Here is a 24,098-nt window from a genome sequence, read left to right on the forward strand (position 1 = left end):
TCAGGCCACCCCTTCCACGCTCAGCTGGGATTCGACGATCTCGCGGTAGGTCGCGTTCGTCTCGAGGAGCTCGTCGTGCGTGCCGCGGCCGACGATGCGGCCCGCGTCGAGCACGACGATCTGGTCGGCGTTCCGGATCGTCGACACGCGCTGGGCGACGATGATCACGGTCGCGTCGGTGGTCGCCTCGGCGAGGGACTCGCGCAGGCGCGCGTCGGTCGCGACGTCGAGTGCCGAGAACGAGTCGTCGAAGAGGTAGACGCGCGGCTTCGCGACGAGCGCCCGCGCGATGCAGAGCCGCTGCCGCTGCCCGCCGGAGACGTTGGTGCCGCCCTGCGAGACCGGCTCGTCGAGCCCGCGCTCCTTCGCCCGGACGAAGTCCTCGCCCTGGGCGATGCGCAGCGCCTCCCAGAGCTCCGCGTCGGTCGCGTCGGGCCGGCCGAAGCGGAGGTTGGAGGCGATGGTGCCCGAGAAGAGGTAGGGCCGCTGCGGGACGAGCCCGACGACCTTCGCGAGCTGCGCGCGGTCGAGCGAGGAGACGGGCACGCCGTCGATGGCGACCGAGCCCTCCTGCGGGTCGAACAGCCGCGGCACGAGGCCGAGCAGCGTCGTCTTGCCCGCACCGGTCGAGCCGACGATGGCCGTCGTCCGGCCCGGCTCGGCGACGAGATCGAGCTGCGAGAGCACGGGGCGCTCGGCGCCCGGGTAGCCGAAGACCACGCCGGAGAACTCGACGCGGCCGCCGGTCGGCGCCTCGACGCCGCCGGTCGGCGTGGTGAGGCTGGTCCGGGTGTCGAGGACCTCCTGGATGCGCTCGGAGCAGACCACGGCGCGCGGGATCATCATCACCATGAAGACGCCCATCATCACGGCGGTGAGGATCTGCAGCAGGTACTGGAGGAACGCGGTCAGCGAGCCGATCTGCATCTGACCCGCGTCGACCCGGTGCCCGCCGAACCAGAGCACGGCGGCCGTGGCGAGGTGCAGGATCATCATGATCGCCGGGAACATCAGCACGAAGATGTTGCCGACCTTGATCGACACCTCGGTGATCGCCTCGTTCGAGCGGCGGTAGCGCTCCGACTCGAAGGGCTCGCGGACGAAGGCGCGGACCACGCGGATGCCGGTGATCTGCTCGCGCAGCACCCCGTTGATCCCGTCGATGCGGTCCTGCATCAGGCGGAACAGCGGCAGCAGCAGGAAGACCAGCACGCCGACGACGACGAAGAGCACGGGCACCGAGACCCAGACCAGCCAGGAGAGCCCGGCGTCCTCGCGCAGGGCGAAGACGATCCCGCCGATGCACATGATCGGCGTCGAGACCATGAAGTTGAGCGTCATCAGCACGAGCATCTGCACCTGCTGCACGTCGTTCGTGCCGCGGGTGATCAGGGTGGCGGTGCCGAAGCGGCCGACCTCGAGCCCGCTCAGCGAGTCGACCCGGCGGTAGACGTCGCGGCGCAGGTCGCGGCCGACGGCCATCGCGGTGCGCGCACCGAAGTAGACGCCGCCGATCGCCGCGGCGACCTGGACCAGGCAGACCATGAGCATCGTCATGCCGGTGGCCCAGATGAAGTCGGTGTCCCCCTGGCCGATGCCCTGGTCGATGATCTCGGCGTTGAGGCTCGGCAGGTAGAGCGCCGCGAGGGTCGCGATCAGCTGGAGCACCACGACCGCCGCGATCGACCGGGAGTAGGGCTTCGCGTACGAGGACGCGAGACGGAGCAGGATCATGGGTCCTCCGGTCGGGGCGGGGCGGGAGAGGGCGGCCGGATCAACGAGAGGCGGATCGGCCGAGCACGGGGACGGTCGGAGCTTCGGGGCTCGGGCCGAGCGGCGCGGAGGAGCGGCCGCTTCAGGGACGGCGCAAGACAACCATCGACCACCGACACCGGTTCCGCAATCGGTCGGCAGGAGGAGACCGCGCGCGCCCGGCCCCCGTGCGGGGAAGCTGTCGGCGGCGGCTCCTAGACTTCCGGAATGCGCATCGCCACCTGGAACGTGAACTCCATCCGGGCCCGCACCGGCCGCGTCGTCGACTGGCTCGTGCGCGAGGACGTCGACGTGCTCGCCATGCAGGAGCTCAAGTGCAAGCCCGAGCAGTTCCCGCACGAGGCCTTCGCCCAGGCGGGCTACCACGTCGAGATGGTCGGCCTCAGCCAGTGGAACGGCGTCGGCATCGCCTCCCGCCTGCCGATGGAGGAAGTCCAGGTCGGGTTCCCCGGGATGCCCGGCTTCGCCAAGGAGCCCGCGGCGGACGGCTCCTTCCCGCTCGAAGCGCGCGCGATCGGCGCGACCGTCGACGGCGTGCGGGTCTGGAGCCTCTACGTCCCCAACGGCCGCGCGGTCGGCGACCCGCACTGGCACTACAAGCTCGAGTGGTTCGCGGCCCTCGAGGCGAGTACCCGCGCCTGGCTCGCGGCCGAGCCCGACCTGCCGCTCGCGCTGGTCGGCGACTGGAACGTCGCCCCGCTCGACAGCGACGTCGGCGACCCGACGCTCGGCCCCGGCTCCACCCACGTCTCCCCCGAGGAGCGCGCGGCCTTCGAGGCCTTCACCGCCGCCGGCCTGCACGACGTCGTGCGCCCGCTCGTCCCCGAGGGCTACACCTACTGGGACTACAAGCAGCTGCGCTTCCCGCGCAACGAGGGCCTGCGGATCGACTTCGTGCTCGGCTCGCGCGCCTTCGGCGACCTGGTGACCGGCGCCTCCATCCACCGGAACGAGCGCAAGGGCGACGCCCCGAGCGACCACGTCCCCGTGGTGGTCGATCTCGACCTCGACACCTCGCTCGACGACGACCGCCCGATGATCTTCTGACCGTGGCGTCCTCGAAGAAGAAGCGCGCCCGCGCCGAGCAGCCCTCGAGCGCCCAGCGCCCCTCCACGACACAGCGCTCCTCCACCGCCCAGCGCGCCGCCGCGAGCCGCCCCGCCGTGGCCCGCGCGCACGACGAGCTCCGCGCCGACGCCTACCGCTCCGTCCGCGAGACCTTCGCCGCCGGGAAGCCGCTGCGCCGCCGCTGGGACCTGGTGCTCTCGATCCTCGGCTGCCTCGCGCTCGGGCTGCTCTGCGTGGTGCTCGGCTACCTCGCCGCGATCCTCGCCGTCTTCCCCGGCCAGTGCGAGGGGCAGAACATCGCCTGCGACTACGACCGGATCGACTGGGGCGTCTCGCTCGCCCTGATCGGCCCGCCGATCCTGACGCTGATCGCCGTGGGCGTGACGATCATCCGCTACCTCGTCGGCCGCCGGGTGTTCTGGATCCCGATCGTCGCCTTCGTGCTCTGCGTCGGCACCGCGTTCCTCGCGTCCTGGCTCGTCACCAGCTCGATCCCCGGCTCCGCGCTGGCCTGAGCGGAGCGGCCGTCCACCGGCCGCCCCGCTCTCAGCCGGCGCAGGTCGGGTCGTCGGCGAGCGTCACCTCGGTCTTGTTGATCATCGGGGTGACCCGGACGGCCTGCTCGCCGAAGGTCGCGGCGGGGTCCGCGGCGGTGAAGCCGATCGTCACCGTCGTGGACTCGCCGGGAGCGAGCTGCACCGAGACGCGCGCGACCGGCCGGCCGAGGTCGTCGGTCGGGTCGAAGATCCGGGCCGCCTCACCGAGCGGGTCGGACCAGGACGCCTGCGCCTGCGAGGTCGTCGTGCCGGGAGGGCCGTAGACGTAGACGTTGGTGACGAAGTCGCCGAGCGGGAAGCGGTTCCCGCCGTTCGCCGCCACGTACTTGGGCAGCGTGCGCGCGACCTTCTCGGTGATGGTGTTGGTCAGCGTCACCTGCGTCGAGAAGCTGGTGCCGCCGGCGGCGCAGCGGTTCGTGCTCGACTGGGTCACCGCGGTGTCGAGGTAGTAGTCCATCTTCGAGCCGACCGACGCGTCCTGGAAGAACACGCCCGTGGTCGAGGTGTCGTCGTTGTCCGTCGGCAGGACGCCCGCGATCGGGGTCGGCGCCAGCAGAGCCTGCTCCTCCGGATCGGTGCTGTAGGCGAGGATCCGGCTCTCGCCGACGGCCTTCACCACGGCCGGGAGCATCTTCGACGGCTCCATGTCGCCGCCGAGGATCTTGCCGAGGACGGTGGCGCTGGCCTCCGAGAAGAACGCGTCGGTCGCGTCGGCGACCGTGGCGTCCGAGTAGCGGAAGTACACCTTGTTGAGCAGCGTCGAGACCGTGTTCTCGCTGGTCAGCTCGGTGCCGTCGGTGAGCGTCACCGGGCCGGTGGAGGCGAGCAGGTACTGCAGCGCCATCGGGTCGATCGCGAGCACGCCGTCGATCTTCTGCTCCGGGAACTTCTGCGCCCAGAACTGCGTCGCGATCGAGGACGCGGTCGGGAAGTCGGGGCGGCTGGTCGACACGTTGAACGTGGTCGCGAGGTTGCCGCCGAAGGTGTCGAGCGCGCTCTGGTCGACCGTGACCGGCTGCAGCCCGCGGAAGTCCTGGCTCGACTGCTGCGTCCCCACCGTGATCGCGCCGCCGTCCACGTTCAGCTGCATCACCGAGGAGGCGCCGCCGCCCAGGGCCTGCGCCTCGGCGAGGTTCTGGAAGAGCACGAGGTAGCTGCGCGGTCCGCTGGCGCCCAGGGCGTCGGAGAGGATCGCGGTGATCGGCTGGACCTGGTCCATCGCACTGGTCGCCGTCTCGAGCTGCGGGGCGAACGCGTCGAGCGCGGACGCGACCTGCGGCACGAGCGCGCCCCGGTCGATCCCCTCGACGCGGGCCTGCGCCTCGTCGACGACGCCCTTGGCGACGGTGATCTTGTCGGAGAGGGCGGTGATCGCGGCGATGTCGACCTTGCCGTCGACCGGCTTGAGGACGTCGAGCGAGGTGGAGGAGAGCGGGGTGACGATCTTGCCCGAGACGTCGTCGGCGATCTCGGTCGCGGCGCGCACGGCGGAGAGGTTCGGGCCGAGGAACGGCACGATCTCCATCACCCGCCACACCGGGTCGTCGGTCTCGTCGCGCGCCTCGCCGGTGAGGGTGGCGATCTGGCCGGCGGTCGACTCCGCTCCCGCCGTGTCGAAGCCGGTGAGCTGGTCGGCGACCTGGGAGACCAGCGGGATGGCGGAGGTGAGCTTGGCGCGCACCGTCATCGCCTTCTCGTAGGTCTGCACCGCGAGGAAGGCGGCGACGACCGCGCCGATCACGAGGACCAGCAGGACGGTCAGGGTGATCCAGAGGCCCCGTCTGCTGCGGCGAGGGGTGCCGGAGGCGCGGCGAGAGGAGGTCGTCGTGGTGCTCATTCGAGAGAGCCTAAGCGACGCCCGCCCGCGCACGGCGGTCGATCCGCGCCGTCGTCAACCCAGGAGGAGGGACACGGCGATGAGCACGGGCACCGCCGTGACGGTGGTCACCAGGGCCGTGTCGCGCGCCACGGCGACGCCGCGGTCGTAGCGGGAGGCGAAGTTGAAGATGTTCTGCGCGGTCGGCAGCGCCGCCGTCACGGTCACCGCGAAGAGGTGCTCCGCGTCGAGCGCGAAGGCGAAGCGGCCGAGCAGATAGGCGGTCGCGGGCATCACCAGCGTCTTGAGCAGCGAGGCGACGGCGACCTCGATCCGCCCGGGCCCCGGCTCCAGCGGCCGCTGCCCGCGCAGCGACATCCCGAACGCCATCAGCACGAGCGGGATCGACGCGTTGCCGATGATCGAGAACGGCTCGAGCAGCGGTGCCGGCAGCTGCACCCCGGTGACGGAGACGACCAGGCCGAGCGCCGAGGCGATGATCATCGGGTTCCGCAGCGGCTGAGTGAGGATGCCCGTGACGGAGGCGCGCCCGCTCGTCGAGACGTCGAGCACGGTGAGGATCGTCGGCGCGAGCAGCAGCAGCTGGAGGAGCAGCGTCGGCGCGACCCACTGCGGATCGCCGAGCACGTAGATCGCGACCGGCAGGCCGATGTTGTTGGCGTTCACGTAGGAGGAGGCAGCGGTGCCGATCACCGTCTCCGGCACGGGCCGGCGGAAGAACAGCCGCGACGCGACCAGATAGAGGACCGCCACGATCGCGACCGTGATCAGCGACACCAGGAGGAAGGAGGAGAACAGCACCGTCACGTCGGCGCGGGCGAGCACCGTGAACAGCAGCGCCGGCGTCGTGACGAAGAAGGCGATGCGGGTGAGGACGGCGCGACCCTCGGGCGGCACCAGGCCGAACCGGGCGATCAGGTAGCCGACCGCGATGACCGTCCCGATGATCGCGAACCCGGTGAGCACTCCCTCCACGGCGTCCTCCGTCTCGTCGGCGGAGCCGGGCGGCTCGCGGGCTGGGATCGTCGGCGCGGGTCGGCGCACCGCGTCCAGCCTAGGAGGCGCCGCCCGTTGCCCCGTCGCGAGGCCGGGCCTACGGTGGGCGCATGCCGCATCTCGAGGTCCCCGGAGCGACCCTGCACTGGGAGGCGGACGGCCCCGCCTCCGCCCCCGCCCTCCTGCTCGTGCACGCGGGCATCACCGATCTGCGGATGTGGGACCCGGTCGTCCCCGCGCTCGCGGAGGACCACCTGGTCATCCGCTACGACACCCGCGGCTTCGGCGAGACCCGGACGGACGACGTCGAGTTCGACCCGCGGCAGGACGCCCTCGACGTGCTCGAGCACCTCGGCGTCGAGCGCGCGACGGTGATCGGCTGCTCCCGCGGCGGCTCGCTCGTCCTCGACCTGACGCTCGAGCACCCCGACCGCGTCACCGGCCTGGTACTGATCGCCCCCGGCGTCGGCGGCTTCCCCTACCCGGACCTCACCGAGGAGGAGGACCGCCGCTTCGACGAGATCGACGCGGTGCTGACCGCTGGCGACCACGAGCGCGTCGCGCGGATGGAGGCGGAGCTGTGGGCGTTCGGCCCCGACCGCGACCCCGCCTCGCTCGATCCCGCGTTCGTCGAGACCGTGCGCGAACTCGCCCGCGGCCGCGCCGGCCACGAGGGCGAGAAGCCGCGGCCGACCGCGATCGAGCCGCCCGCCTACGACCGCGTCGTCGACATCGCCGTGCCCACGCTGGCGATGGTCGGCGCGCACGACGTCTCCGAGTCGCTCCCCGTGCACGCCTTCCTCTCGGCGACCGTGCCGGGCGCCGACGCCAAAGTCTTCGATGACGCGGCCCACCTCCCCAGCGTCGAGCGGCCCGACGAGTTCCTCGCGGTCCTCCGCCCCTGGCTGGCGACCCACGGCCTCTGACACGAGCCGCGACGGCGGACGCGCCCACGACGGCGCACACTCATGCTGGTCGAGCAGCCCCGCAGGGGCGTATGGAGACCCACCGACTTCAGCACGCCGGCTCTGCAGACTCGACGTCCGACGCTGGTGGATCTCGATACGCCCGCTGCGCGGGCTACTCGATCAGCATGGACGGGCCCACTGCGGCGGAGAAGCGTAAACATCCCCGCACACCTGCTGGTTGCGCAGCGCGCAGGGAACGGGCGCGCCAGCGCGCAATGTGGTCGCGGAGCGCGCAGGGAACGGGCGCGACAGCGCGCCATCATGCTGGTCGAGTAGCGCGCAGCGCGTATCGAGACCCCACGCCCTGCAGGAGGGTGGATCTCGATACACCCGCTGTGCGGGCTACTCGATCAGCATGGTGGGCCGAGACTACGCGACGTCGGCGAGGTCGAACGCCCAGTCGGCGTAGAGGACGGGCGGGTCGCCGGCCTCCACGACGTCGACGCGGTCGAAGCCGGCCTCGACGCAGATCGCGCTGTCCTCGGCGTCGTCCGCGGGGACGTACGCGTGCACGAAGCGCGGCAGTGGGAACGCCGCGGCCTCCTCGAGGAGCAGGCGCACCGAGCGCGCCACGACGCCGCGATCACGGGCAGCGGGAGCGATGCTCCAGCCCGTCTCGTAGGCGAGCGCGCCACGCGAGTGGCCGTACCAATAGCCGATGGAGCCGACGCAGTGCCCGTCGAGCTCGATCGCGTAGAAGAATCCGCTCCCCTCGGCCCAACCGCGCAGGTAGCGGTCGTGCCGGTCGAGGAACTCGTCTTCCGTCTCGAGACGCTCTCCGGACTCCGCGAGATCGCTGCGGAGTGCGGTGACGTCCGCCTGCGGCCAGGGCAGGAGGCGGAGGGTCTCGGAGTGCTGATCGATGCTGACTGTTCTGTGGTCGCTTCCGGGTTCGGGTCCCGTCACGCGATCCGATCCTTCCTCTTGAAGGTGGACCGACGCCCTGCCGCTCCGCCAGGTGTTCGGAGTCGCAGGTCGATCGGATGGCCGCCGGGTGTGTGCAGCCGAGATGTCCGCCCTATCTTCGACCCCTTGGAGGAGCCTTGGCAGGAACCTTGCGAATCTAGCCCCGGACGGGGGGTGCTACCTGCGAAAAGGCTGGTCGCGGCCTGATATCGTGCGCCGATTCCCCCGTCGATCCGCGCAGAGAGGGCCGTTTCGGCGGAGTCGTGCGCCGTGATCGCCGACCTCGCGGATTCGCTCCGGGCCCACGCAAGAAAAGCGCGCGCCGCGGCCCATACGCTCGGGGATGGGCCGGATCCGGCCCGAACCACCCGGTTATACGAGCGTGAGGAGGATCACCATGTCGCAATTCGTGCAGAGCACCGTCGTCGGAGAACCCGAGGTCGTCGAGGACCGCATCGAGACCTCCGGCGCCTGGCTCCGCCTCAAGGCCGCGGCCACCGCACTGCAGCCGCTTCAGGCGCAGGACGGCTCGCTGGCCGACCCGGACCGCCTGGACGACGCCCGCGCCGAGATCGACCGCCTCGTCGACGCGATCCGCACCCTCGCGCCCGCCTTCCCGCACGACGCCGCCTACCTCGAGGCGCTCGTCGTCGACTTCGAGCGCTGGAGCGCCGAGGGCCTCGGCGTCCCGGACTTCCTCGACTCGCTGCAGGCGTTCCAGCCGCAGCTCGACCGGATCGACGGACTGCGCCACCTGGTCGTCTTCCCGATGCTCACGCAGAACGGCAGCCGCGACCGCCACGTCGAGGCGGTGCTCGTCGAGGTCGTCTGGCCGCGCTTCGTCGCCGAGCTCGAGGCGGGGGACTACTCGAACGCGCTGTTCGTGCCCGTGCGCTTCGTCGACTTCACCGCCGGCTACGACACCGACAGCGCCGTGCTCTTCCCCGAGACCGTCGCGATGCGCGCCGTCCCCGCCTTCACCTGGGGCGCGATCTTCGCCGACCGCGAGGCCGCGCGCTTCCGCCGCGTCGTCTCCGCCGCCGCGGAGATCACGCGGCTCGAGCTGCCGGAGGACGCCCGCCGGATGCTCGAGGACCAGCACACCGCGGAGGAGGCCTTCGTGATGTGGGACCTCATCCACGACCGCACTCACATGCGCGGCGACCTGCCGTTCGACCCGTTCATGATCAAGCAGCGGATGCCGTTCTTCCTCTACTCCCTCGAGGAGCTGCGCTGCGATCTGACCGCCTTCCGCGAGTCCGTCGCGATCGAGCGGCGCCTGGCCGGCCAGGAGCACCGCGACGGCGAGGAGGAGGCGCTCGCGGCGCGGGCGCGCACGGTCCAGTACGCCATCCTCTTCGACCGGCTGTTCCGCTTCCCGCTGACCGGCTCGCGGGTGCGCAACTACGACGGGCTCGGCGGCCAGCTGCTCTTCGCCTGGCTGCACCAGCACGGCGTGCTGCACTGGACCGACACCCGGCTCGCCTTCGAGTGGGACAGCGTCGCGGACGTCGTCGTCGCGCTCTCGGACGCCATCGACGAGCTCTACTGGCGCTCGATCGACCGGCCGAAGACCGCGCACTGGCTCGCCGCCTACGCGCTGGTCGCGGCGACCGTGACGCCGCACCCCGCCTCCGCCTGGGCGCGCGGGCTGCCGGACGAGGTGCTCCTCGGCGCTCCGCGCGGGCTGACCGACGCGGTGCTGGACGACGAGTTCCCGCTCTCGATGTTCTACGAGGCCCTCGGCAAGAAGATGGGCGACGTGATCGCGTCGACCGCGGGCATCACCGGGCGCGACTGACCGCGCGGGCGGGCCGCGCAGCGGGCACCATCATGCCGATCGAGTAGCCCGCACAGCGGCCCCGCCCCTGCTGATCGAGTGGCCCGCGCAGCGGCCCCGCCCCTGCCGATCGAGCAGCCCACGCAGCGGCCCCGCCCCTGCTGATCGAGTAGCCCGCGCAGCGGGCGTATCGAGATCCACCGTCCCCAGCACGCCGGGTCTCGATACGCCGCCTCCGGCGGCTACTCGACCAGCATGGGGACGTGCACGACCGATTCGAATGGAGCGTCATGCGGCGACTCAGGCGGCAGCCTGCCCGACCGTCGTCGGTTAGCGTGGGGCGCATGCCTCCTGGCGCCGTCGCTGCCGACCCCTTCGATGCGGGCTGGACTCGGCGAGCGCCGACCCGTTCCGCCTACGTCCGCGACGCCGTCGCCGCCGGCGTCCTGCTGGTGGCGACCCTCGTCTCCGTCGCCCTCTACGCCTCGGCGGGCTTCACGGACGCCGCGCACCCCGCCGTGAGCACGCTCTGGGCGCTCGCGATGACCCTCCCGCTCGCCCTCCGCAGGCGCTTCCCGTCGACCGTGGCGGTCGCGCTCACCGCTGTCTACGCGCTCGGGCTGATCCTCCAGGTGCCGGAGTCGCTGTTCAACCAGATCTGCCTCTACCTCGCCCTCTACACGGTCGGCGCGTGGAGCCGCGACCGGCGCCTGGCGCTCGTCGTGCGCACGGTCATCGCCGTCGGCATGCTGGGCTGGCTGATCGTCACCCTCGCCACCGGCGCCCCCGTGAGCAGCCCGCTCCCGGCGGAGGAGTCGGCCGGGCTGCTCCCGCCCTACGTCGCGGAGTCGGCGCTGGCCGTCGTCGCGAACCTGCTCTACTTCGGCAGCGCCTACGTCTTCGGCGACGCGTCCTGGCAGTCGGCGCGGCGGCTCGAGGCGCTCGAGGCGCGCACCGCCGAGCTCGACGACGAGCGGGAGCGCTCCTCGCGCCAGGCGGTGTCGTCCGAGCGGCTGCGCATCGCCCGCGAGCTGCACGACGTCGTCGCCCACCACGTCAGCGTGATGGGCGTGCAGGCGGGCGCTGCTCGGCGGGTGCTCGCGCGCGATCCGGAGCGGGCGGCCACGGCGCTCAGCGCGATCGAGAGCGATGCGCGCTCGGCGATCGAGGAGCTGCACCGCATCCTGATCGCCCTCCGCGCTGAGGACACGGCCCTCGACCCGCTCACCGACGCCGCCTCGACCAGGGGGGTCGCGCAGCTCGAGGAGCTCGTCCTCGCCGCGGCCGGCTCCGGTCTGCCCGCCGTGTTCCTCACCGTCGGCGAACCCCGGGACATCCCGGCGACGGTCGGTCTCAGCCTCTACCGGATCGCGCAGGAGTCGCTCACCAATGTGCGCAAGCACGCCGGCCGCGGCGCCACCGCCGAGGTGCGGCTGCGCTACCTCGACGACGCGGTCGAGCTCGAGGTCTCCGACGACGGCGGCGAGGGCGCGCATCCCGTCGCCGCGACGTCCTGCGGGCTCGGGCACACCGGCATGAGCGAGCGCGCCGCGGTCGTCGGCGGCACGGTCGAGACCGGCCCGAGCGGCTCCGGCTACCTGGTGCGTGCCCGCGTCCCTCTGACGAGCGTCCGCGCGGGGTCCGGAGAGCCGGTAGCGTCGTCCGAGGTGTCGTGGGGGCGCCGGGAGCGAGCGAGCGGGGGGCGCGCATGACGGCCGATGTCCGGGTGCTGCTGGTCGACGACCAGGAGCTCGTCCGCGCCGGCTTCCGCACCATCCTCGAGTCCGAGCCCGGGATCGTCGTCGTCGGCGAGGCCCGCACCGGGATCGAGGCGATCGAGCGGGCCTCCGACCTGTGCCCGGACGTCATCTGCATGGACGTGCAGATGCCCGGGATGGACGGCCTGGCCGCTACCCGCGAGATCGTCAAGGATCCGCGGCTGTGCTCCAGCGTCCTCATCCTGACCACCTTCGACCGCGACGACTACCTCTTCGAGGCGCTGTCCTCCGGCGCGAGCGGCTTCCTGCTGAAGAACGCGTCGCCGGAGGAGCTGGTCGAGGCCGTGCAGGTCGTGGCCCGCGGCGACGCGATGCTCGCACCCGACGTGACGCGCCGCGTGCTCGAGCGCTTCGCGACGGCGCCGGCCCGCGCCGAGGTCCACCCCGGCATCGAGGAGCTCACCGACCGCGAGCGCGAGGTGCTCGTGCACCTGGCCCGCGGCTCGTCCAACGCCGAGATCGCCGCCGAGCTCTACGTCGGCGAGGCCACCGTGAAGACCCACGTGTCCAAGATCCTGATGAAGCTGCGCGTCCGCGACCGCATCCAGGCCGTCGTCTTCGCCTACGAGCACGGGATCGCGGTGCCGGGGCGGTCCTGACCGTTCCGGTCCGCGCGCCGGCCCGATCGCGCCCGTCACCGGGCGCTCGTGCCCGTTCGGGCGTCAGCGCCGAGGCTGGGCCGGAGCCGGACGTGGCGGGATTCGACGGACGAACTCCATGCGGATGTCGGGGACGATCTTCCTGTCGAGCACGACGGTCATGTAGCGGCCGTCGACCCGGGCGCCGATGGCGACCACGTCGGGGTCGGTGTCGACGCGGTAGCCGCGCAGCGCCTCGCCGTCGACGACGACCGGGACGCCGCGCACGACGTCCTCGTCGCGCAGGGCGGCGGCGACGACCGGCATGCCGCCGCGGCGGGTGCGGACGCGGCCGGGGAAGGTGTTCCTCAGCACGTCGCCCATGTGCGCGGCGAGGCGCGACTCGAGCGGGCGGCTGCGCTCGGCGGGGATCGGCACGGAGGTGCGCACCGCCTCCCACAGCACGGGGTAGCGCATCCGCGTGACCTGATCGACCATCCACGGCGGGAGGTGGTCGTTCTCGGCGCGCTCGATCGCGCGCTTCTGCTCGGGGGTGAGCGGGACGTGGTTGACCGGGTCGGCGCGGTTGCGCGGATTCTTGAAGAACGAGTAGGAGAGGGAGATCTCGACGAAGCGTCCGAGCGCCATGGTCTGCGCCGCCGCGAACTCCTCGAGGCGGGGCTGCGGGGCGAACGCGAGGACGGGGTCGCCGAAGCGTGCCGCGATCTCGTCCACCCCGGGAGGGGCGGGCATGTCGCGGACCGCCCCCGAAGTGTCCATGCGCATAGGACAAGAGTGGCCTGCCTCCCACGCGATACCAACTTCTTGACGGCAATCGGCTTTCAGGGGATGGTCCGTTCACATGCCGGAAACACAGGGAGCGGCGGCGCCCGCCACCAGGATCGATCCGCGGCGGGCTGCGAGGATGGGGGGATGAGCGCTCTGCACGATCCCGACCTCCGCGGCTTCGCCTCCGACAACTACTCCGGCGTGCACGAGGAGGTGCTCGCCGCGATCGCCGCGGCGAACGGCGCCCACCAGGTCGCCTACGGCGAGGACGTCTACACCGCGGAGCTGCAGCGCGTCTTCCGCCGCGAGTTCGGCGAGCAGGCCGAGGCCTTCCCCGTCTTCAACGGAACCGGGGCGAACGTGACCGGTCTGCAGTCGATGCTGCCCCGCTGGGGGGCGGTCGTCTCGGCCGGAACCGCGCACATCAACTCGGACGAGGGCGGGGCCCCCGAGAAGGTCGGCGGGATCAAGATCCTCACCGTCGAGAGCCCCGACGGCAAGCTCACGCCCGCGCTCGTGGACGAGCAGGCCTGGGGCTTCGGCGACGAGCACCGCGCCCAGCCGCTGGTCGTCTCGATCACGCAGTCGACCGAGCTCGGCACGGTCTACACGCCGGAGGAGGTCCGCGCGCTGGCCGACCAGGCCCACGAACGGGGGATGCGGCTCCACATGGACGGAGCGCGGATCGCGAACGCCGGAGCGGCCCTCGGGCTGCCCCTGCGCGCCTTCACCAGCGACGCCGGAGTCGACGTCCTGTCCTTCGGCGGCACCAAGAACGGCATGCTGCTCGGCGAGGCGATCGTCGTGCTCGACCCCGAGGCGTCCAGCGGGCTGACGTTCCTCCGCAAGACCAACATGCAGCTGTCCTCGAAGATGCGCTTCCTCTCGGCGCAGCTGCTCGCGATGCTCGGCGAGGACGGCGAGGCGGAGCCGCTCTGGCTGCGCTCGGCCCGGCACGCGAACGCGATGGCGGCGCGGCTGCGCTCGCAGCTGGACGAGGCCATGGCCGCCGGGCGGATCACCGGACTCGCCTTCACCCAGCCGACGCAGGCGAACGCGGTGTTCGCGACCCTGCCGGCGGGGGTCGCGGACCGGCTGCGCGCCGCCTACCGCTTCTACGACTGGAACCCGGCGACCGGCGAGGTGCGCTGGGTCTGCTCGTTCGACACGAGCGAGGACGACATCGACGCGTTCACGGCGGCGATCGAGCGCGAGCTGGCCGCGTGAGGGCGCGCGCCGTCGGGACCGGGGCGGCGCTGCTCGTCGCGGCCGGCCTGCTCGCGGGCTGCACGGCCGCCGAGCCGGAGGCGAGCGGGACGGCGTCCGCGACGGCCTCTGCGACTCCTCCTGCCTCCACGTCCGCGTCGCCGACCCCGAGCCGCTCCTCCGCCGCCCGGCTCGGCTGCGACGCCCTGCTGCCGGTCGCACGCGCGTCGAGCGCCCTCGGGGTCGCGGCCGGCTCGCTCGAGGGCACGCGGGACGAGACGGTGCGCTCCTCGGCCGAGCTGATCCGCGAGTCGGCGCAGGAGAACGGCGGGCTGCTGACCTGCGCCTGGTACGAGGAGGACGGCACGGCGTCGATCACCGCCTCGGCCGCCGAGGACGCCGCGGACGCGTTCGCCGCGGCCGGTCTCTCCGGGGGAACGCGACTCGCGACCGACGTCGAGGCCTACAGCGCCTGCTCGGTCGAGATCTGCTCCGTCGATCTGCTCACCGGCTCGACCTGGGTGACGCTCGCGCTGACCGGCTCGCCGGCCGACGCCGACCTCGCGGCCCTCGCCACGGCGACCGCCGCGGCGGCCGGCGGTCGGCTCGACGAGCCGGTGACCGCGACCGCACCCGCCTGCGCCGAGGTGCTGACCGGCGAGCAGCTGGCCGCGACGGCCGGGCTCGTGGACGCGACCCCGGGGAGCGGGACCGAGGGCGTCGCGCCGTCGACCGCCTCCGGAGCGGCCGCCGCCCGCGCGGGCTACGCCTCGTGCACCTGGACCGACGCGACCAGCAGCAGCTACGCGGGTCTGAGCGTCGACGTGCTCCCGAACGGCGAGGACGGCTGGCGCAATCTGTCTCTGACGACGGGGCTCGCCGTCACCCTGACTCCGCTCGACGGCCTCGGCGACCGCGCGCTCTCGGGCTGCGGCGGCGGCTCGTGCGAGGTCGACGTGCTGGCCGACGACACGTGGTGGCGCGTGCTCGTCACGGGCGACGCGGCCCGAGCCGAGTCCGTGGCGCGCGCGGTCATCGCCGGCTGATCCCCCGCCGCGAGATGCCACTTGTGCACGCGTTCCACGGCGTGTCGCGTGCACAAGTGGCATCTCGCGGGAGGGAGGGGGACGGTCAGCGGCGCCAGTACTCGTAGTGCGAGGACTCGCGGCAGCCGAGGGACGCGTAGAGGCGGCGGGCGGCGGCGTTGTCGGCGAGCACCTGGATCCACAGGCGGTCGACGCCTCGGGCGGCGGCCTGCTCGAGCAGGGCGCGGAGGAGCGTGGCGGCGTGGCCGCGGCGGCGCGCGTCCGGGCGCGTGGCCAGCGCGAAGAGACCGCACCAGGACTCGCCGTCCTCGGCGGTCGCCCAGGAGAGCCGGCCGCAGGCGGCGGGGCCGCTCCCGTCCCGCAGCAGGGCGTAGGCGGAGTCGCAGCCCGCGAGGATCCGCTCGGCGATCCCGCGCTCGGCGTCGCCGCCGCGGCCGTCGACCGACCACCAGAGCGACAGCCACTCCTCACCGGGCGCCTCCGTCGTCTCGACCTGCTCCGCGTCCTCCGGGGCGGCGGGACCGAGCGCGGCGAGCGCCTCCGTCACGGAGCCGGTGAGGACGAGGGTGCGCTCGTGCCCGGCGTAGCCGCGGCGGGCGAGCCGCTCGGGCAGGTCGGCGGGGAGCGTCGCGGGGCCGAGCTGGAAGAGCGGCGGGATCCCCTGCTCGCGCGCGAACTCCTCCGCTGCGGTGATCGCCTGGTCCACGTCCTCGACGGGACCGGAGGTGAGCACCGAGTTGGCGCGCTTCGTGACGCCGCCGGCCGCGCGCAGCCGCCAGCCGCCGAGCACGCGGCGCTCGAGGGGCGGCCAGGCGTCGGCGGCGAGTCGGTCGAGGAGTCGCGGATCCATCCGTCCACGCTAGCGGCGGCCCCGAGCCGGGCTCGTCGAGACGCGATACGGCTCGGGACGGGATCTCCGGCTCGCGGAAACAGCTCCGGCCCGCAGGATCCACGCGATCGGACGAGCTGAGGCGGATCCTGCGAGCCGGAGCAGGTGCGGCCGCGAGCCGGGGCGCGCGGTGCAGGTGGTGCGGGGAGCTACATGTTGATCATGTGGCCCTTGAGGCCGTGGAAGCCCTCCTGGAGCGCCTCCGACAGCGTCGGGTGGGTGTGCACGTTGCGAGCCAGCTCGGTCGCGGTGAGGTCCCACTTCTGCGCGAGCGTGAGCTCGGGGAGCAGCTCGGACACGTCCGGGCCGATCATGTGGGCGCCGAGGAGCTCGCCGTACTGCTTGCTCGCGATGAGCTTGACGAAGCCGGTCGGCTCGCCGAGGCCGTGCGCCTTGCCGTTGGCCATGAACGGGAAGGTCGAGACGGTGATCTCGTGGCCCTCGTCCGTCGCCTGCTTCTCGGTGAGGCCGAAGGAGGCGATCTGCGGCTGGCAGAACGTGGCGCGCGGCATCATCCGGTAGTCGCCGAGGGTCTGCGTCTCGGCCCCGGCGATGGTCTCGGCGGCGACGACGCCCTGCGCCTCCGCGACGTGCGCGAGCTGCAGCTTGGCGGTGACGTCGCCGATCGCGTAGATGTGCGGGACGTTGGTGCGCATGTACTCGTCGATGCCGATGGCGCCGCGCTCGGTGACCTCGACGCCCGTCTTCTCGAGGCCGAAGCCCTCGACGCGGGGGACCCAGCCGATCGACATGAGGACCTTGTCGACCTCGAGGGTCGACTGCGTGCCGTCCTTGCCGGTGTAGGTGACGGTGACGTAGCCGTCCTTGTCGACGACCGACTCGACCTTGGTCGAGGTGAGGATCTCGACGCCGAGCTTCTTGTACTGCTTCTGGATCTCCTTGGAGACGTCCGGGTCCTCGTTGGGGAGGGCGCGGTCCATGAACTCGATGATCGTCACGTCGACGCCGTAGTTCTTCAGGACGTAGGCGAACTCCATGCCGATCGCGCCGGCGCCCACGATGGCCATCGTGTCGGGCAGCTCGCGGGTCATGATCTGGGTCTCGTAGGTGACGACGTTCTCGGAGAGCTCGACGCCGGGGAGGAGGCGGACGCTCGCGCCGGTCGCGATAATCGCGTCGTCGAAGGTCAGCGACTCGGAGCCGCCCTTGGTGAGCTGCACGTCGAGGCCCTGCGGGCCGGTGAAGGAGCCGGTGCCGTCGAACTCGGTGATCTTGTTCTTCTTCATCAGGAAGTGGACGCCCTTGGTGCGTCCGTCCGCGACGGTGCGGCTGCGGTCGAAGGCCACGCCGAAGTCGAAGGAGACGTCGCCCGAGATGCCGAACTGCTTCGCCTGCGCGTGGAAGATGTGGGCGAGCTCCGCGTTGCGCAGCAGCGCCTTGGAGGGGATGCAGCCCACGTTGAGGCAGACACCGCCCCAGTACTTCTTCTCGACGATGGCGACGGACTTGCCGAGCTGGGCGGCACGGATCGCGGCCACGTATCCACCGGGGCCTGCCCCCAGGACGACGACGTCGAAGTGCTGGGCCATGGATGATCCTCCATCAGAGTGGTGAGTTGTCGCGCGCGGGGAAGCACGCCGCTCTCCAGGGTACCGTTCCGCACCGACAGGACCCCGTGCTCCTCCGTGGGCGAACGGCCGGTCGGCGCGACGAGCGGGAATGCCGGCGGAGCTCCTGCGGTTGGGTCCCTCGGGCGACGAGGCCCGCCCTGTTCAGCCATCTCCGGAGAGAAGCACCCCATGACCGACACCGCCACCCGTACCGCCTCGACCAGCGCCCCGATCCTGGACGTCCTCGCCGAGCGCTGGAGCCCCCGCTCCTACGACGCCTCCGCGGCGATCGCGGACGAGACGCTGACCGCGCTGCTCGAGGCCGCCCGCTGGTCCCCCTCGGCCGGCAACTCGCAGCCGTCGCGCTTCATCGTCGCGCGCCGCGGCACTCCGGAGTTCGACAGCATCGTCGGCACCCTCGTCGGCTTCAACGCCGCCTGGGCCGGCTCGGCCGCCGCGCTGATCGTCGCGCTCGCCGAGACGGTCGACGAGAAGGGCGAGGCGCGCCCGTGGGCCGTCTACGACCTCGGCCAGGCCGTCGCCCACCTCAGCGTGCAGGCGCACCACGAGGGGCTGCACGTGCACCAGATGGCCGGCTTCGACAAGGACGGGATCCGCACGGCGTTCGGCGTCGACGCGCGCTTCGACCCGGTGACCGTCGCCGCCGTGGGCGTGCTCGCCAGCCCCGACGCGCTCGAGAACGACGTGCTCCGCGAGCGCGAGACCGCTCCCCGCACGCGCCTGCCGCTCGAGGAGCTCGTGCTCGTCCAGGCGTAGTCCGCTCCCCCGAGGCCCCGTCGGCCGCCGCTGCGCGGTGCCGGCGGGGCCTTCGTCGTGCACCCTGTGTTACTCCGCGTTTCATCACGGAATCGGAGGAGTCGGCGCTCGTCCGTACGATCGGACGGTCCGCCCGCCCGCCCCGCCTCGGAGCCCTCATGACCGGAACCCCCGCCCGCACGAGCCTGGCCTTCGACGCCGCGCTCGGCCAGTCGGCGTTCCCGGTGCGCTTCGACGGGGTCGGCCGCACCTTCGCCCCGGGCGCCCCCGTGCTCGCCGACGTCTCGCTCGACGTGCGCGCCGGCGAGGTGATCGCGATCCTCGGCCCGAGCGGCTGCGGCAAGTCGACGCTGCTGCGGATCGCCGCCGGCCTCGACACGGCGAGCGCCGGCAGCGTGCTGATCGACGACTCGCCGGTGTCGGGCATCGATCCGCGCTGCGCGGTGGCGTTCCAGGAGCCGCGGCTGCTGCCCTGGCGCTCCCTCGCGGCGAACGTGGCGCTCGGGCTCCCGCGCGGCACCTCGCGCGAGGCCGGCCGCACGGCGGTCGACGAGCTGCTCTCGCTGGTCGGGCTGACCGCGCACGCCGGCTCCCGGCCGCGCGAGGTCTCCGGAGGCATGGCGCAGCGCGCCTCGCTCGCGCGCGCCCTGGCCCGCAACCCCGGTGTGCTGCTGCTGGACGAGCCGTTCGGCGCGCTCGACGCGCTGACCCGCCTGCGGATGCAGGACCTGCTGCTCGAGGTGCACGCGGCTGCCCCCGCGACCATCCTGCTCGTCACCCACGACGTGGACGAGGCGCTGCAGCTGGCCGACCGCATCGTGCTGCTCGGCCGCGACGAGCCGGGCGGCGTCTCGCGCATCCGGCAGATCATGACGGTCCCCGGTGCGCGGCCCCGCGACCGCGGCTCCGCCGAGCTCGCCGAGCGGCGGGTCGAGCTGCTCGAGGGGCTCGGGATCGAGCGGCACTAGGCCGCTGCGCCCCTCCTTCCTCTCCTCCCCAGGCGCCGATCCCGCCCTCCGTCCACGGATCCCACCGCTCGCGGACATCCCGTCCGTCCGCTCCCGCACACTCGTCCCACTCCCGCCACCGCACCGAAGTCGAGGCCCCCATGTCGTTCCCGTCGTTCAGCACCTCCCCGCTCACCCGCCGCACCGCGCTCGCGGGCCTGCTCACCGCCGCCGCGGTCCCGCTCCTCGCGGGCTGCGTCCAGGGCGAGGGCGGCGGCGGCGCGGCCGCGGCGCCCGCCGCCTCCGACGGCTCGACCGCGAAGACCCAGGGCGGCACGCTGACGCTCGACTTCGCGACCTACAATCCGCTGAGTCTGGTCATCAAGGAGAAGGGCTGGCTCGAGGCAGCCCTCGCCGAGCAGGACGTCACGGTCACCTGGGTGCAGTCGGCCGGCTCGAACAAGGCCAACGAGGCCCTGCGCGCCGGGGCGATCGACGTCGGCTCCACGGCCGGCTCGGCCGCGCTGCTCGCGCGCTCGAACGGCTCGCCGATCAGGACGATCGACATCTTCTCCCAGCCGGAGTGGTCCGCCCTCGTCGTGCCCGCCGGCTCGGCGATCACCAGCGTCGAGCAGCTCGCCGGCAAGCAGATCGCGGCCACCAGCGGCACCGACCCCTACTTCTTCCTGGTGCAGGCGCTCGAGGCCGCCGGCCTGAGCATCGACGACGTCACCGTGCAGAACCTGCAGCACGCCGACGGCTGGGCCGCGCTGCAGAACGGCTCGGTCGACGCCTGGGCCGGACTCGACCCGATCATGGCGGGCGCGGAGGCGGCCGGCGCGACCCTGCTCTACCGCAACGTCGACTTCAACTCCTACGGGCTGCTCAACGCCACCGAGAGCTTCCTCGCGGCCAAGCCCGACCTCGCGCAGACCGTCGTGAACGCCTACGAGCACGCCCGCGCCTGGGCCCTGGAGAACCAGGAGGAGACGGCGAGCATCCTCGCGTCCGTCGCCGGGCTCGACGTCGCCGTGGCCACCACGGTGATCTCCGAGCGCAGCAACCTCGACGTCGACAACGTCCCCGGCTCGGCCCAGACCGACGTGCTCGCCATCATCGGCCCGATCTTCGTCGCGAACGGCGACGTCGCCACGCAGGAGCAGGTCGACGCGGCCCTCGACTCGCTGATCGACGACAGCTACGCGTCGGCGGCGGACCCGTCCGCGATCGCCTGACGGCGCTCCTGACGCCCGCACGACCGCAGCACGACAGCACCGACCCGGGACAGACCGACCCGCGACAGCACTGACCGCGACACCGACCGAGGAGACGACGATGGCGACACGCGACGACGAGACCGTGACCGACGCCGACCTCGTGCGCCGGAGCACCGGGCTCGTGCAGGCGCCGGGTGCGGTCGGCACCGCCGTGGTCGGTCCGAGCGTCGAGGCGTCGCAGAAGCGGCTCCGCGACGACGAGGCGGCGCACGCCCGGCCGCTCACCTCGCGGCGCTGGTTCCTGGTCGTGGGCGGGGCGATCCTCCCGGTGCTGCTGCTCGCGGCCTGGCAGATCGTCACGACCACCGGGATGGTGTCGGTCTCGGTGTTCCCGTCGCCGGCGATGGTCTGGGCGGCGGCGGTCGATCTCGCGCAGCGCGGCGACCTCGGGCAGGACGTCGCGATCTCGACCCAGCGGGTGCTGATCGGCTTCGGCCTGGGCTCCGCGCTGGGGCTGCTGGTCGGCGCGCTCTTCGGGCTCTCCCGGGTCTGGGAGGTCGTGCTGGCACCGACGCTCGGCGCGATCCGCGCGGTGCCGTCGCTGGCCTGGGTGCCGCTGCTGCTGCTCTGGATGGGGATCGGCGAGGAGTCGAAGATCACGCTGATCACGATCGGCGCGTTCTTCCCCGTCTTCACCACCGTGGCGACCGCCCTCGGCCACGTCGACCGGCAGCTCGTCGAGGCGGGCCGGGCGTTCGGGCTCTCGGGGGTGCGGCTGTTCACCGCGGTGCAGCTGCCGGCCGTGATCCCCTCGGTGATCGCCGGGCTGCGCCTGGCGCTCGCGCAGTCGTGGCTGTTCCTGGTCGCCGCCGAGCTGATCGCCTCGTCGATGGGCCTGGGCTTCCGCCTGACCGACAGTCAGAGCAACGGGCGCATCGACCGCGTCTTCCTCGCGATCATCCTGCTGGCGGTGCTGGGCAAGCTGACCGACTCGATCGTCGGCGTGTTCCAGCGCTACGCGATCCGGAAGTGGGCGTGAGGATGACCGGCACGGCGCGTCCCACGACCGGCACGACGACCGGCACGACGACCACGGAGGCCCGCCGATGAGCGAGACGATCGCGAACCTGCTCGAGGAGTCCCGCCGCTTCCCGGCGCCCGAGGCCTTCGCCGCGCAGGCGAACGTCGGCCCCGGCGAGCACGCCCGCGCCGCCGCCGACCCGGTGGCGTTCTGGGAGGAGGCCGCCCGGCGCCTCGACTGGGTCGAGCCCTGGCACACCGCGCACCGCTGGGAGCCGGCTGTCCCGCAGGAGGACGGCACGCTGTCCGTCCCGCGCGCGACCTGGTTCGAGGGCGGCACGCTCAACGTCGCCGTCAACTGCGTCGACCGGCACGTCGACGCGGGCCGCGGAGACAAGATCGCCCTGCACTTCGAGGGCGAGCGCGGCGACCGGCGCTCGATCAGCTACGCCGAGCTGCAGCGCGAGGTGGCCCGCGCCGCGCACGCGCTCACCGCGCTCGGCGTCGGGAAGGGCGACCGCGTCGTCGTCTACCTCCCGGTGATCCCCGAGACCGTCGTGATCACTCTCGCGATCGCGCGGATCGGCGCGATCCACTCCCTCGTCTTCGGCGGCTTCTCCGCCGAGGCGGTGCGCTTCCGCGTCGAGGACACCGGCGCGAAGCTGCTCGTCACCACCGACGGCCAGTTCCGGCGCGGTCTCGCCGTCCCGGTGAAGGCGAACGCCGATCACGCGGTCGCCGGCGTCGCATCGATCGAGCACGTGCTCGTCGTCCGCCGCACCGGCGACGAGACGCCGGACCTCCCGTGGACCGAGGGCCGCGACGTCTGGTGGCACGACGTCGTCGACGGGCAGAGCGACGTGCACGAGGCCGAGGCCTTCGACGCGGAGACGCCGCTGTTCATCATCTACACCTCGGGCACGACCGGGAAGCCGAAGGGCCTCGTGCACACCAGCGGCGGCTACCTGACCCAGGCGTCCTGGACGCACTGGGCCGTCTTCGACGCGAAGCCGGACGACGTGCACTGGTGCACCGCCGACCTGGCCTGGGTCACGGCGCACACCTACGAGATCTACGGTCCGCTCTCGAACGGGCTCACCCAGGTCATCTACGAGGGCACGCCGAACACCCCGCACACCGCGCGGCACTTCGAGATCATCGAGCGCTACGGCGTCACCGTCTACTACACGGCGCCGACCCTGATCCGGACGCTGATGACCTGGTTCCCGGAGGGCGTGCCGTCCGAGTACGACCTCTCCAGCCTCCGACTGCTGGGCACGGTCGGCGAGTCGATCAACCCCGAGGCCTGGGTGTGGTTCCACGAGCGGATCGGCGGCGGACGCTGCCCGATCGTCGACACCTGGTGGCAGTCCGAGACGGGCGCGGCCGTGATGTGCCCGCTGCCGGGCGTCTCGACCCTCAAGCCCGGCTCCTCGCTGGGCGCCCTGCCGGGCCTCGGCGCCCTCGTCGTCGACGAGGCGGGCGAGCGGGTGCCGAACGGCTCCGGCGGCTACCTCGTGGTCGACCGCACCGGCCCGGCCCTCGCCCGGACGGTCTGGGGGAACCCGGAGCGGTACCGCGACTCCTACTGGGCCCGCTACGCCGACCGCGGCTACTTCTTCTCCGGCGACGGCGCGAAGTACGACGCCGACGGCGACATCTGGGTGCTCGGCCGGGTCGACGACGTCATCAACGTCTCGGGGCACCGGCTCTCGACCATCGAGATCGAGTCCGCCCTGGTGGCGCACCCGGCAGTCGGCGAGGCCGGCGTGGTCGGCGTCGAGGACGCGACGACCGGTCAGGCGATCGCGGCGTTCGTGATCCCCTCCGACGAGGCGATCGACCGCGCCGAGGAGGATCCCGCCTACTGGACGGCGCTCGAGGCCGACCTGTCGCAGGCGCTGCGCGAGCACGTCGCGACGGCGATCGGCCCGATCGCGAAGCCGCGCGACGTGGTCGTCGTCCCCGACCTGCCGAAGACCCGCTCGGGCAAGATCATGCGCCGCCTCCTCGGCGACATCCGCGACGGCCGCGCCCTCGGCGACGTCACGAGCCTCCAGGACGACACGGTCCCGGAGCGGATCGCCCGCATCGTCGCCGCGCGCGGCTGAGACGCGCGGGCGCCGCGTCCAGCAGGGTGGGTCTCGATACGCCGCCTCCGGCGGCTACTCGACCAGCATGGGGCGCCGCCTCCGGCGGCTACTCGACCAGCATGGGGCGCCGGACGCGCCGGAGGCGGGTCGGCGAGCGGACCCGCGAAGGGGTCCGGTAGCTGTGGAGAGCCCGATGTGCGTCCACTCGCGCAGGTCGGCACCGTCGAGTGGACGTGTGCGGGGGCCTGTCTCGAACAGGAGGCCCCTCGCGGGTCCGTCCGAGGATCTCCCGGATCAGCAGC

General features: G+C 72.6%; 20 protein-coding genes. 13 read left to right on the top strand and 7 right to left on the bottom strand.

Translation table 11 applies throughout. The features are described from left to right. Window positions 1-1,734, bottom strand: coding sequence for an ABC transporter ATP-binding protein (locus MT355_RS09480; protein ID WP_243599345.1), 1,734 nt, complete (start codon window positions 1,732-1,734; stop codon window positions 1-3). Between the two features lie 246 nt (window positions 1,735-1,980). Here MT355_RS09480 and MT355_RS09485 point away from each other — a divergent pair, with 246 nt between their 5' ends. Both MT355_RS09485 and MT355_RS09490 read left to right on the top strand, forming a co-directional pair. Next, window positions 1,981-2,820, top strand: a complete 840-nt coding sequence (locus MT355_RS09485) for an exodeoxyribonuclease III (RefSeq protein ID WP_243599346.1) — start codon at window positions 1,981-1,983, stop codon at window positions 2,818-2,820. A gap of 2 nt (window positions 2,821-2,822) precedes the next feature. After that, a complete protein-coding gene (locus tag MT355_RS09490; RefSeq protein WP_243599347.1) occupies window positions 2,823-3,356 on the top strand; it encodes a DUF6264 family protein in 534 nt (177 codons plus the stop codon). Between the two features lie 31 nt (window positions 3,357-3,387). Here the strand turns inward: MT355_RS09490 and MT355_RS09495 are convergent, their stop codons facing one another. Then, window positions 3,388-5,235: a DUF4012 domain-containing protein gene (locus MT355_RS09495; RefSeq protein ID WP_243599348.1), complete on the bottom strand. Its 1,848-nt coding sequence runs from the start codon at window positions 5,233-5,235 to the stop codon at window positions 3,388-3,390. A 54-nt stretch (window positions 5,236-5,289) separates the two neighbouring features. After that, window positions 5,290-6,210 (bottom strand): AEC family transporter, encoded by a 921-nt coding sequence (locus MT355_RS09500; RefSeq protein ID WP_123736312.1) that lies wholly within the window; start codon window positions 6,208-6,210, stop codon window positions 5,290-5,292. A 131-nt stretch (window positions 6,211-6,341) separates the two neighbouring features. Between MT355_RS09500 and MT355_RS09505 the strand changes: the two genes are divergently transcribed. After that, on the top strand, window positions 6,342-7,157 hold the full coding sequence (locus MT355_RS09505) for an alpha/beta fold hydrolase (protein WP_243599349.1): 816 nt from the start codon (window positions 6,342-6,344) through the stop codon (window positions 7,155-7,157). Between the two features lie 411 nt (window positions 7,158-7,568). Here MT355_RS09505 and MT355_RS09510 read toward each other — a convergent pair whose 3' ends face one another. Further along, window positions 7,569-8,105 (bottom strand): GNAT family N-acetyltransferase, encoded by a 537-nt coding sequence (locus tag MT355_RS09510; protein ID WP_159421751.1) that lies wholly within the window; start codon window positions 8,103-8,105, stop codon window positions 7,569-7,571. Window positions 8,106-8,502: 397 nt separating this feature from the next. Between MT355_RS09510 and MT355_RS09515 the strand changes: the two genes are divergently transcribed. The 3 genes from MT355_RS09515 (at window position 8,503) to MT355_RS09525 (ending at window position 12,262) form a co-directional block, all read left to right on the top strand. Continuing rightward, window positions 8,503-9,906: a DUF6421 family protein gene (locus tag MT355_RS09515; protein ID WP_243599350.1), complete on the top strand. Its 1,404-nt coding sequence runs from the start codon at window positions 8,503-8,505 to the stop codon at window positions 9,904-9,906. A 323-nt stretch (window positions 9,907-10,229) separates the two neighbouring features. Next, window positions 10,230-11,597 carry a sensor histidine kinase gene (locus MT355_RS09520; RefSeq protein ID WP_243599351.1) on the top strand — a complete coding sequence of 456 codons (1,368 nt, stop codon included), beginning with the start codon at window positions 10,230-10,232 and terminating at the stop codon, window positions 11,595-11,597. Further along, complete coding sequence (locus MT355_RS09525) at window positions 11,594-12,262, top strand: response regulator transcription factor (RefSeq protein WP_123706238.1); 669 nt, start codon at window positions 11,594-11,596, stop codon at window positions 12,260-12,262. The genes MT355_RS09520 and MT355_RS09525 overlap by 4 nt, the downstream gene beginning before the upstream one ends. A gap of 63 nt (window positions 12,263-12,325) precedes the next feature. On the opposite strand, the gene MT355_RS09530 is transcribed toward MT355_RS09525, so the two are convergent. Next, on the bottom strand, window positions 12,326-13,021 hold the full coding sequence (locus MT355_RS09530) for a hypothetical protein (protein WP_127887847.1): 696 nt from the start codon (window positions 13,019-13,021) through the stop codon (window positions 12,326-12,328). Between the two features lie 153 nt (window positions 13,022-13,174). On the opposite strand from MT355_RS09530, the gene MT355_RS09535 reads away from it, so the two are divergent. Then, window positions 13,175-14,257, top strand: coding sequence for a low specificity L-threonine aldolase (locus MT355_RS09535; RefSeq protein WP_243599352.1), 1,083 nt, complete (start codon window positions 13,175-13,177; stop codon window positions 14,255-14,257). Next, on the top strand, window positions 14,254-15,282 hold the full coding sequence (locus tag MT355_RS09540) for a hypothetical protein (protein WP_243599353.1): 1,029 nt from the start codon (window positions 14,254-14,256) through the stop codon (window positions 15,280-15,282). The genes MT355_RS09535 and MT355_RS09540 overlap by 4 nt, the downstream gene beginning before the upstream one ends. 85 nt (window positions 15,283-15,367) lie before the next feature. On the opposite strand, the gene MT355_RS09545 is transcribed toward MT355_RS09540, so the two are convergent. Beyond that, a complete protein-coding gene (locus tag MT355_RS09545) occupies window positions 15,368-16,132 on the bottom strand; it encodes an N-acetyltransferase (RefSeq protein ID WP_243599354.1) in 765 nt (254 codons plus the stop codon). Window positions 16,133-16,320: 188 nt separating this feature from the next. Further along, on the bottom strand, window positions 16,321-17,721 hold the full coding sequence (lpdA, locus tag MT355_RS09550; RefSeq protein ID WP_123706034.1) for a dihydrolipoyl dehydrogenase: 1,401 nt from the start codon (window positions 17,719-17,721) through the stop codon (window positions 16,321-16,323). 210 nt (window positions 17,722-17,931) lie between these two features. On the opposite strand from lpdA, the gene MT355_RS09555 reads away from it, so the two are divergent. The 5 genes from MT355_RS09555 to acs all read left to right on the top strand — a co-directional run bounded on the left by MT355_RS09555 (window position 17,932) and on the right by acs (window position 23,814). After that, the gene (locus MT355_RS09555) at window positions 17,932-18,519 is read left to right on the top strand and encodes a nitroreductase family protein (RefSeq protein ID WP_123447154.1); all 588 of its coding nucleotides are present in this window, start codon (window positions 17,932-17,934) and stop codon (window positions 18,517-18,519) included. A gap of 158 nt (window positions 18,520-18,677) precedes the next feature. Continuing rightward, window positions 18,678-19,487, top strand: coding sequence for an ABC transporter ATP-binding protein (locus MT355_RS09560; protein ID WP_160085958.1), 810 nt, complete (start codon window positions 18,678-18,680; stop codon window positions 19,485-19,487). A gap of 140 nt (window positions 19,488-19,627) precedes the next feature. After that, complete coding sequence (locus MT355_RS09565) at window positions 19,628-20,701, top strand: aliphatic sulfonate ABC transporter substrate-binding protein (RefSeq protein ID WP_243599355.1); 1,074 nt, start codon at window positions 19,628-19,630, stop codon at window positions 20,699-20,701. Between the two features lie 100 nt (window positions 20,702-20,801). Then, window positions 20,802-21,722 (top strand): ABC transporter permease, encoded by a 921-nt coding sequence (locus MT355_RS09570; protein ID WP_123447157.1) that lies wholly within the window; start codon window positions 20,802-20,804, stop codon window positions 21,720-21,722. A gap of 67 nt (window positions 21,723-21,789) precedes the next feature. Then, on the top strand, window positions 21,790-23,814 hold the full coding sequence (acs, locus tag MT355_RS09575) for an acetate--CoA ligase (RefSeq protein ID WP_243599356.1): 2,025 nt from the start codon (window positions 21,790-21,792) through the stop codon (window positions 23,812-23,814). Window positions 23,815-24,098 lie beyond the last annotated feature (284 nt).

It is taken from the genome of Rathayibacter sp. VKM Ac-2929, assembly GCF_022815495.1.
In the GTDB taxonomy this organism is placed as follows: domain Bacteria; phylum Actinomycetota; class Actinomycetes; order Actinomycetales; family Microbacteriaceae; genus Rathayibacter; species Rathayibacter festucae.

Excerpts from the sequence above, each read along its gene's own strand:
- MT355_RS09480 (WP_243599345.1), bottom strand. The coding sequence starts at position 1,734 with ATGATCCTGCTCCGTCTCGCGTCCTCGTACGCGAAGCCCTACTCCCGG.
- MT355_RS09485 (WP_243599346.1), top strand. The coding sequence starts at position 1,981 with ATGCGCATCGCCACCTGGAACGTGAACTCCATCCGGGCCCGCACCGGC.
- MT355_RS09495 (WP_243599348.1), bottom strand. The coding sequence starts at position 5,235 with ATGAGCACCACGACGACCTCCTCTCGCCGCGCCTCCGGCACCCCTCGC.
- MT355_RS09505 (WP_243599349.1), top strand. The coding sequence starts at position 6,342 with ATGCCGCATCTCGAGGTCCCCGGAGCGACCCTGCACTGGGAGGCGGAC.
- MT355_RS09515 (WP_243599350.1), top strand. The coding sequence starts at position 8,503 with ATGTCGCAATTCGTGCAGAGCACCGTCGTCGGAGAACCCGAGGTCGTC.
- MT355_RS09520 (WP_243599351.1), top strand. The coding sequence starts at position 10,230 with ATGCCTCCTGGCGCCGTCGCTGCCGACCCCTTCGATGCGGGCTGGACT.
- MT355_RS09525 (WP_123706238.1), top strand. The coding sequence starts at position 11,594 with ATGACGGCCGATGTCCGGGTGCTGCTGGTCGACGACCAGGAGCTCGTC.
- MT355_RS09530 (WP_127887847.1), bottom strand. The coding sequence starts at position 13,021 with ATGGACACTTCGGGGGCGGTCCGCGACATGCCCGCCCCTCCCGGGGTG.
- MT355_RS09535 (WP_243599352.1), top strand. The coding sequence starts at position 13,175 with ATGAGCGCTCTGCACGATCCCGACCTCCGCGGCTTCGCCTCCGACAAC.
- MT355_RS09545 (WP_243599354.1), bottom strand. The coding sequence starts at position 16,132 with ATGGATCCGCGACTCCTCGACCGACTCGCCGCCGACGCCTGGCCGCCC.
- lpdA (WP_123706034.1), bottom strand. The coding sequence starts at position 17,721 with ATGGCCCAGCACTTCGACGTCGTCGTCCTGGGGGCAGGCCCCGGTGGA.
- MT355_RS09555 (WP_123447154.1), top strand. The coding sequence starts at position 17,932 with ATGACCGACACCGCCACCCGTACCGCCTCGACCAGCGCCCCGATCCTG.
- MT355_RS09560 (WP_160085958.1), top strand. The coding sequence starts at position 18,678 with ATGACCGGAACCCCCGCCCGCACGAGCCTGGCCTTCGACGCCGCGCTC.
- MT355_RS09565 (WP_243599355.1), top strand. The coding sequence starts at position 19,628 with ATGTCGTTCCCGTCGTTCAGCACCTCCCCGCTCACCCGCCGCACCGCG.
- MT355_RS09570 (WP_123447157.1), top strand. The coding sequence starts at position 20,802 with ATGGCGACACGCGACGACGAGACCGTGACCGACGCCGACCTCGTGCGC.
- acs (WP_243599356.1), top strand. The coding sequence starts at position 21,790 with ATGAGCGAGACGATCGCGAACCTGCTCGAGGAGTCCCGCCGCTTCCCG.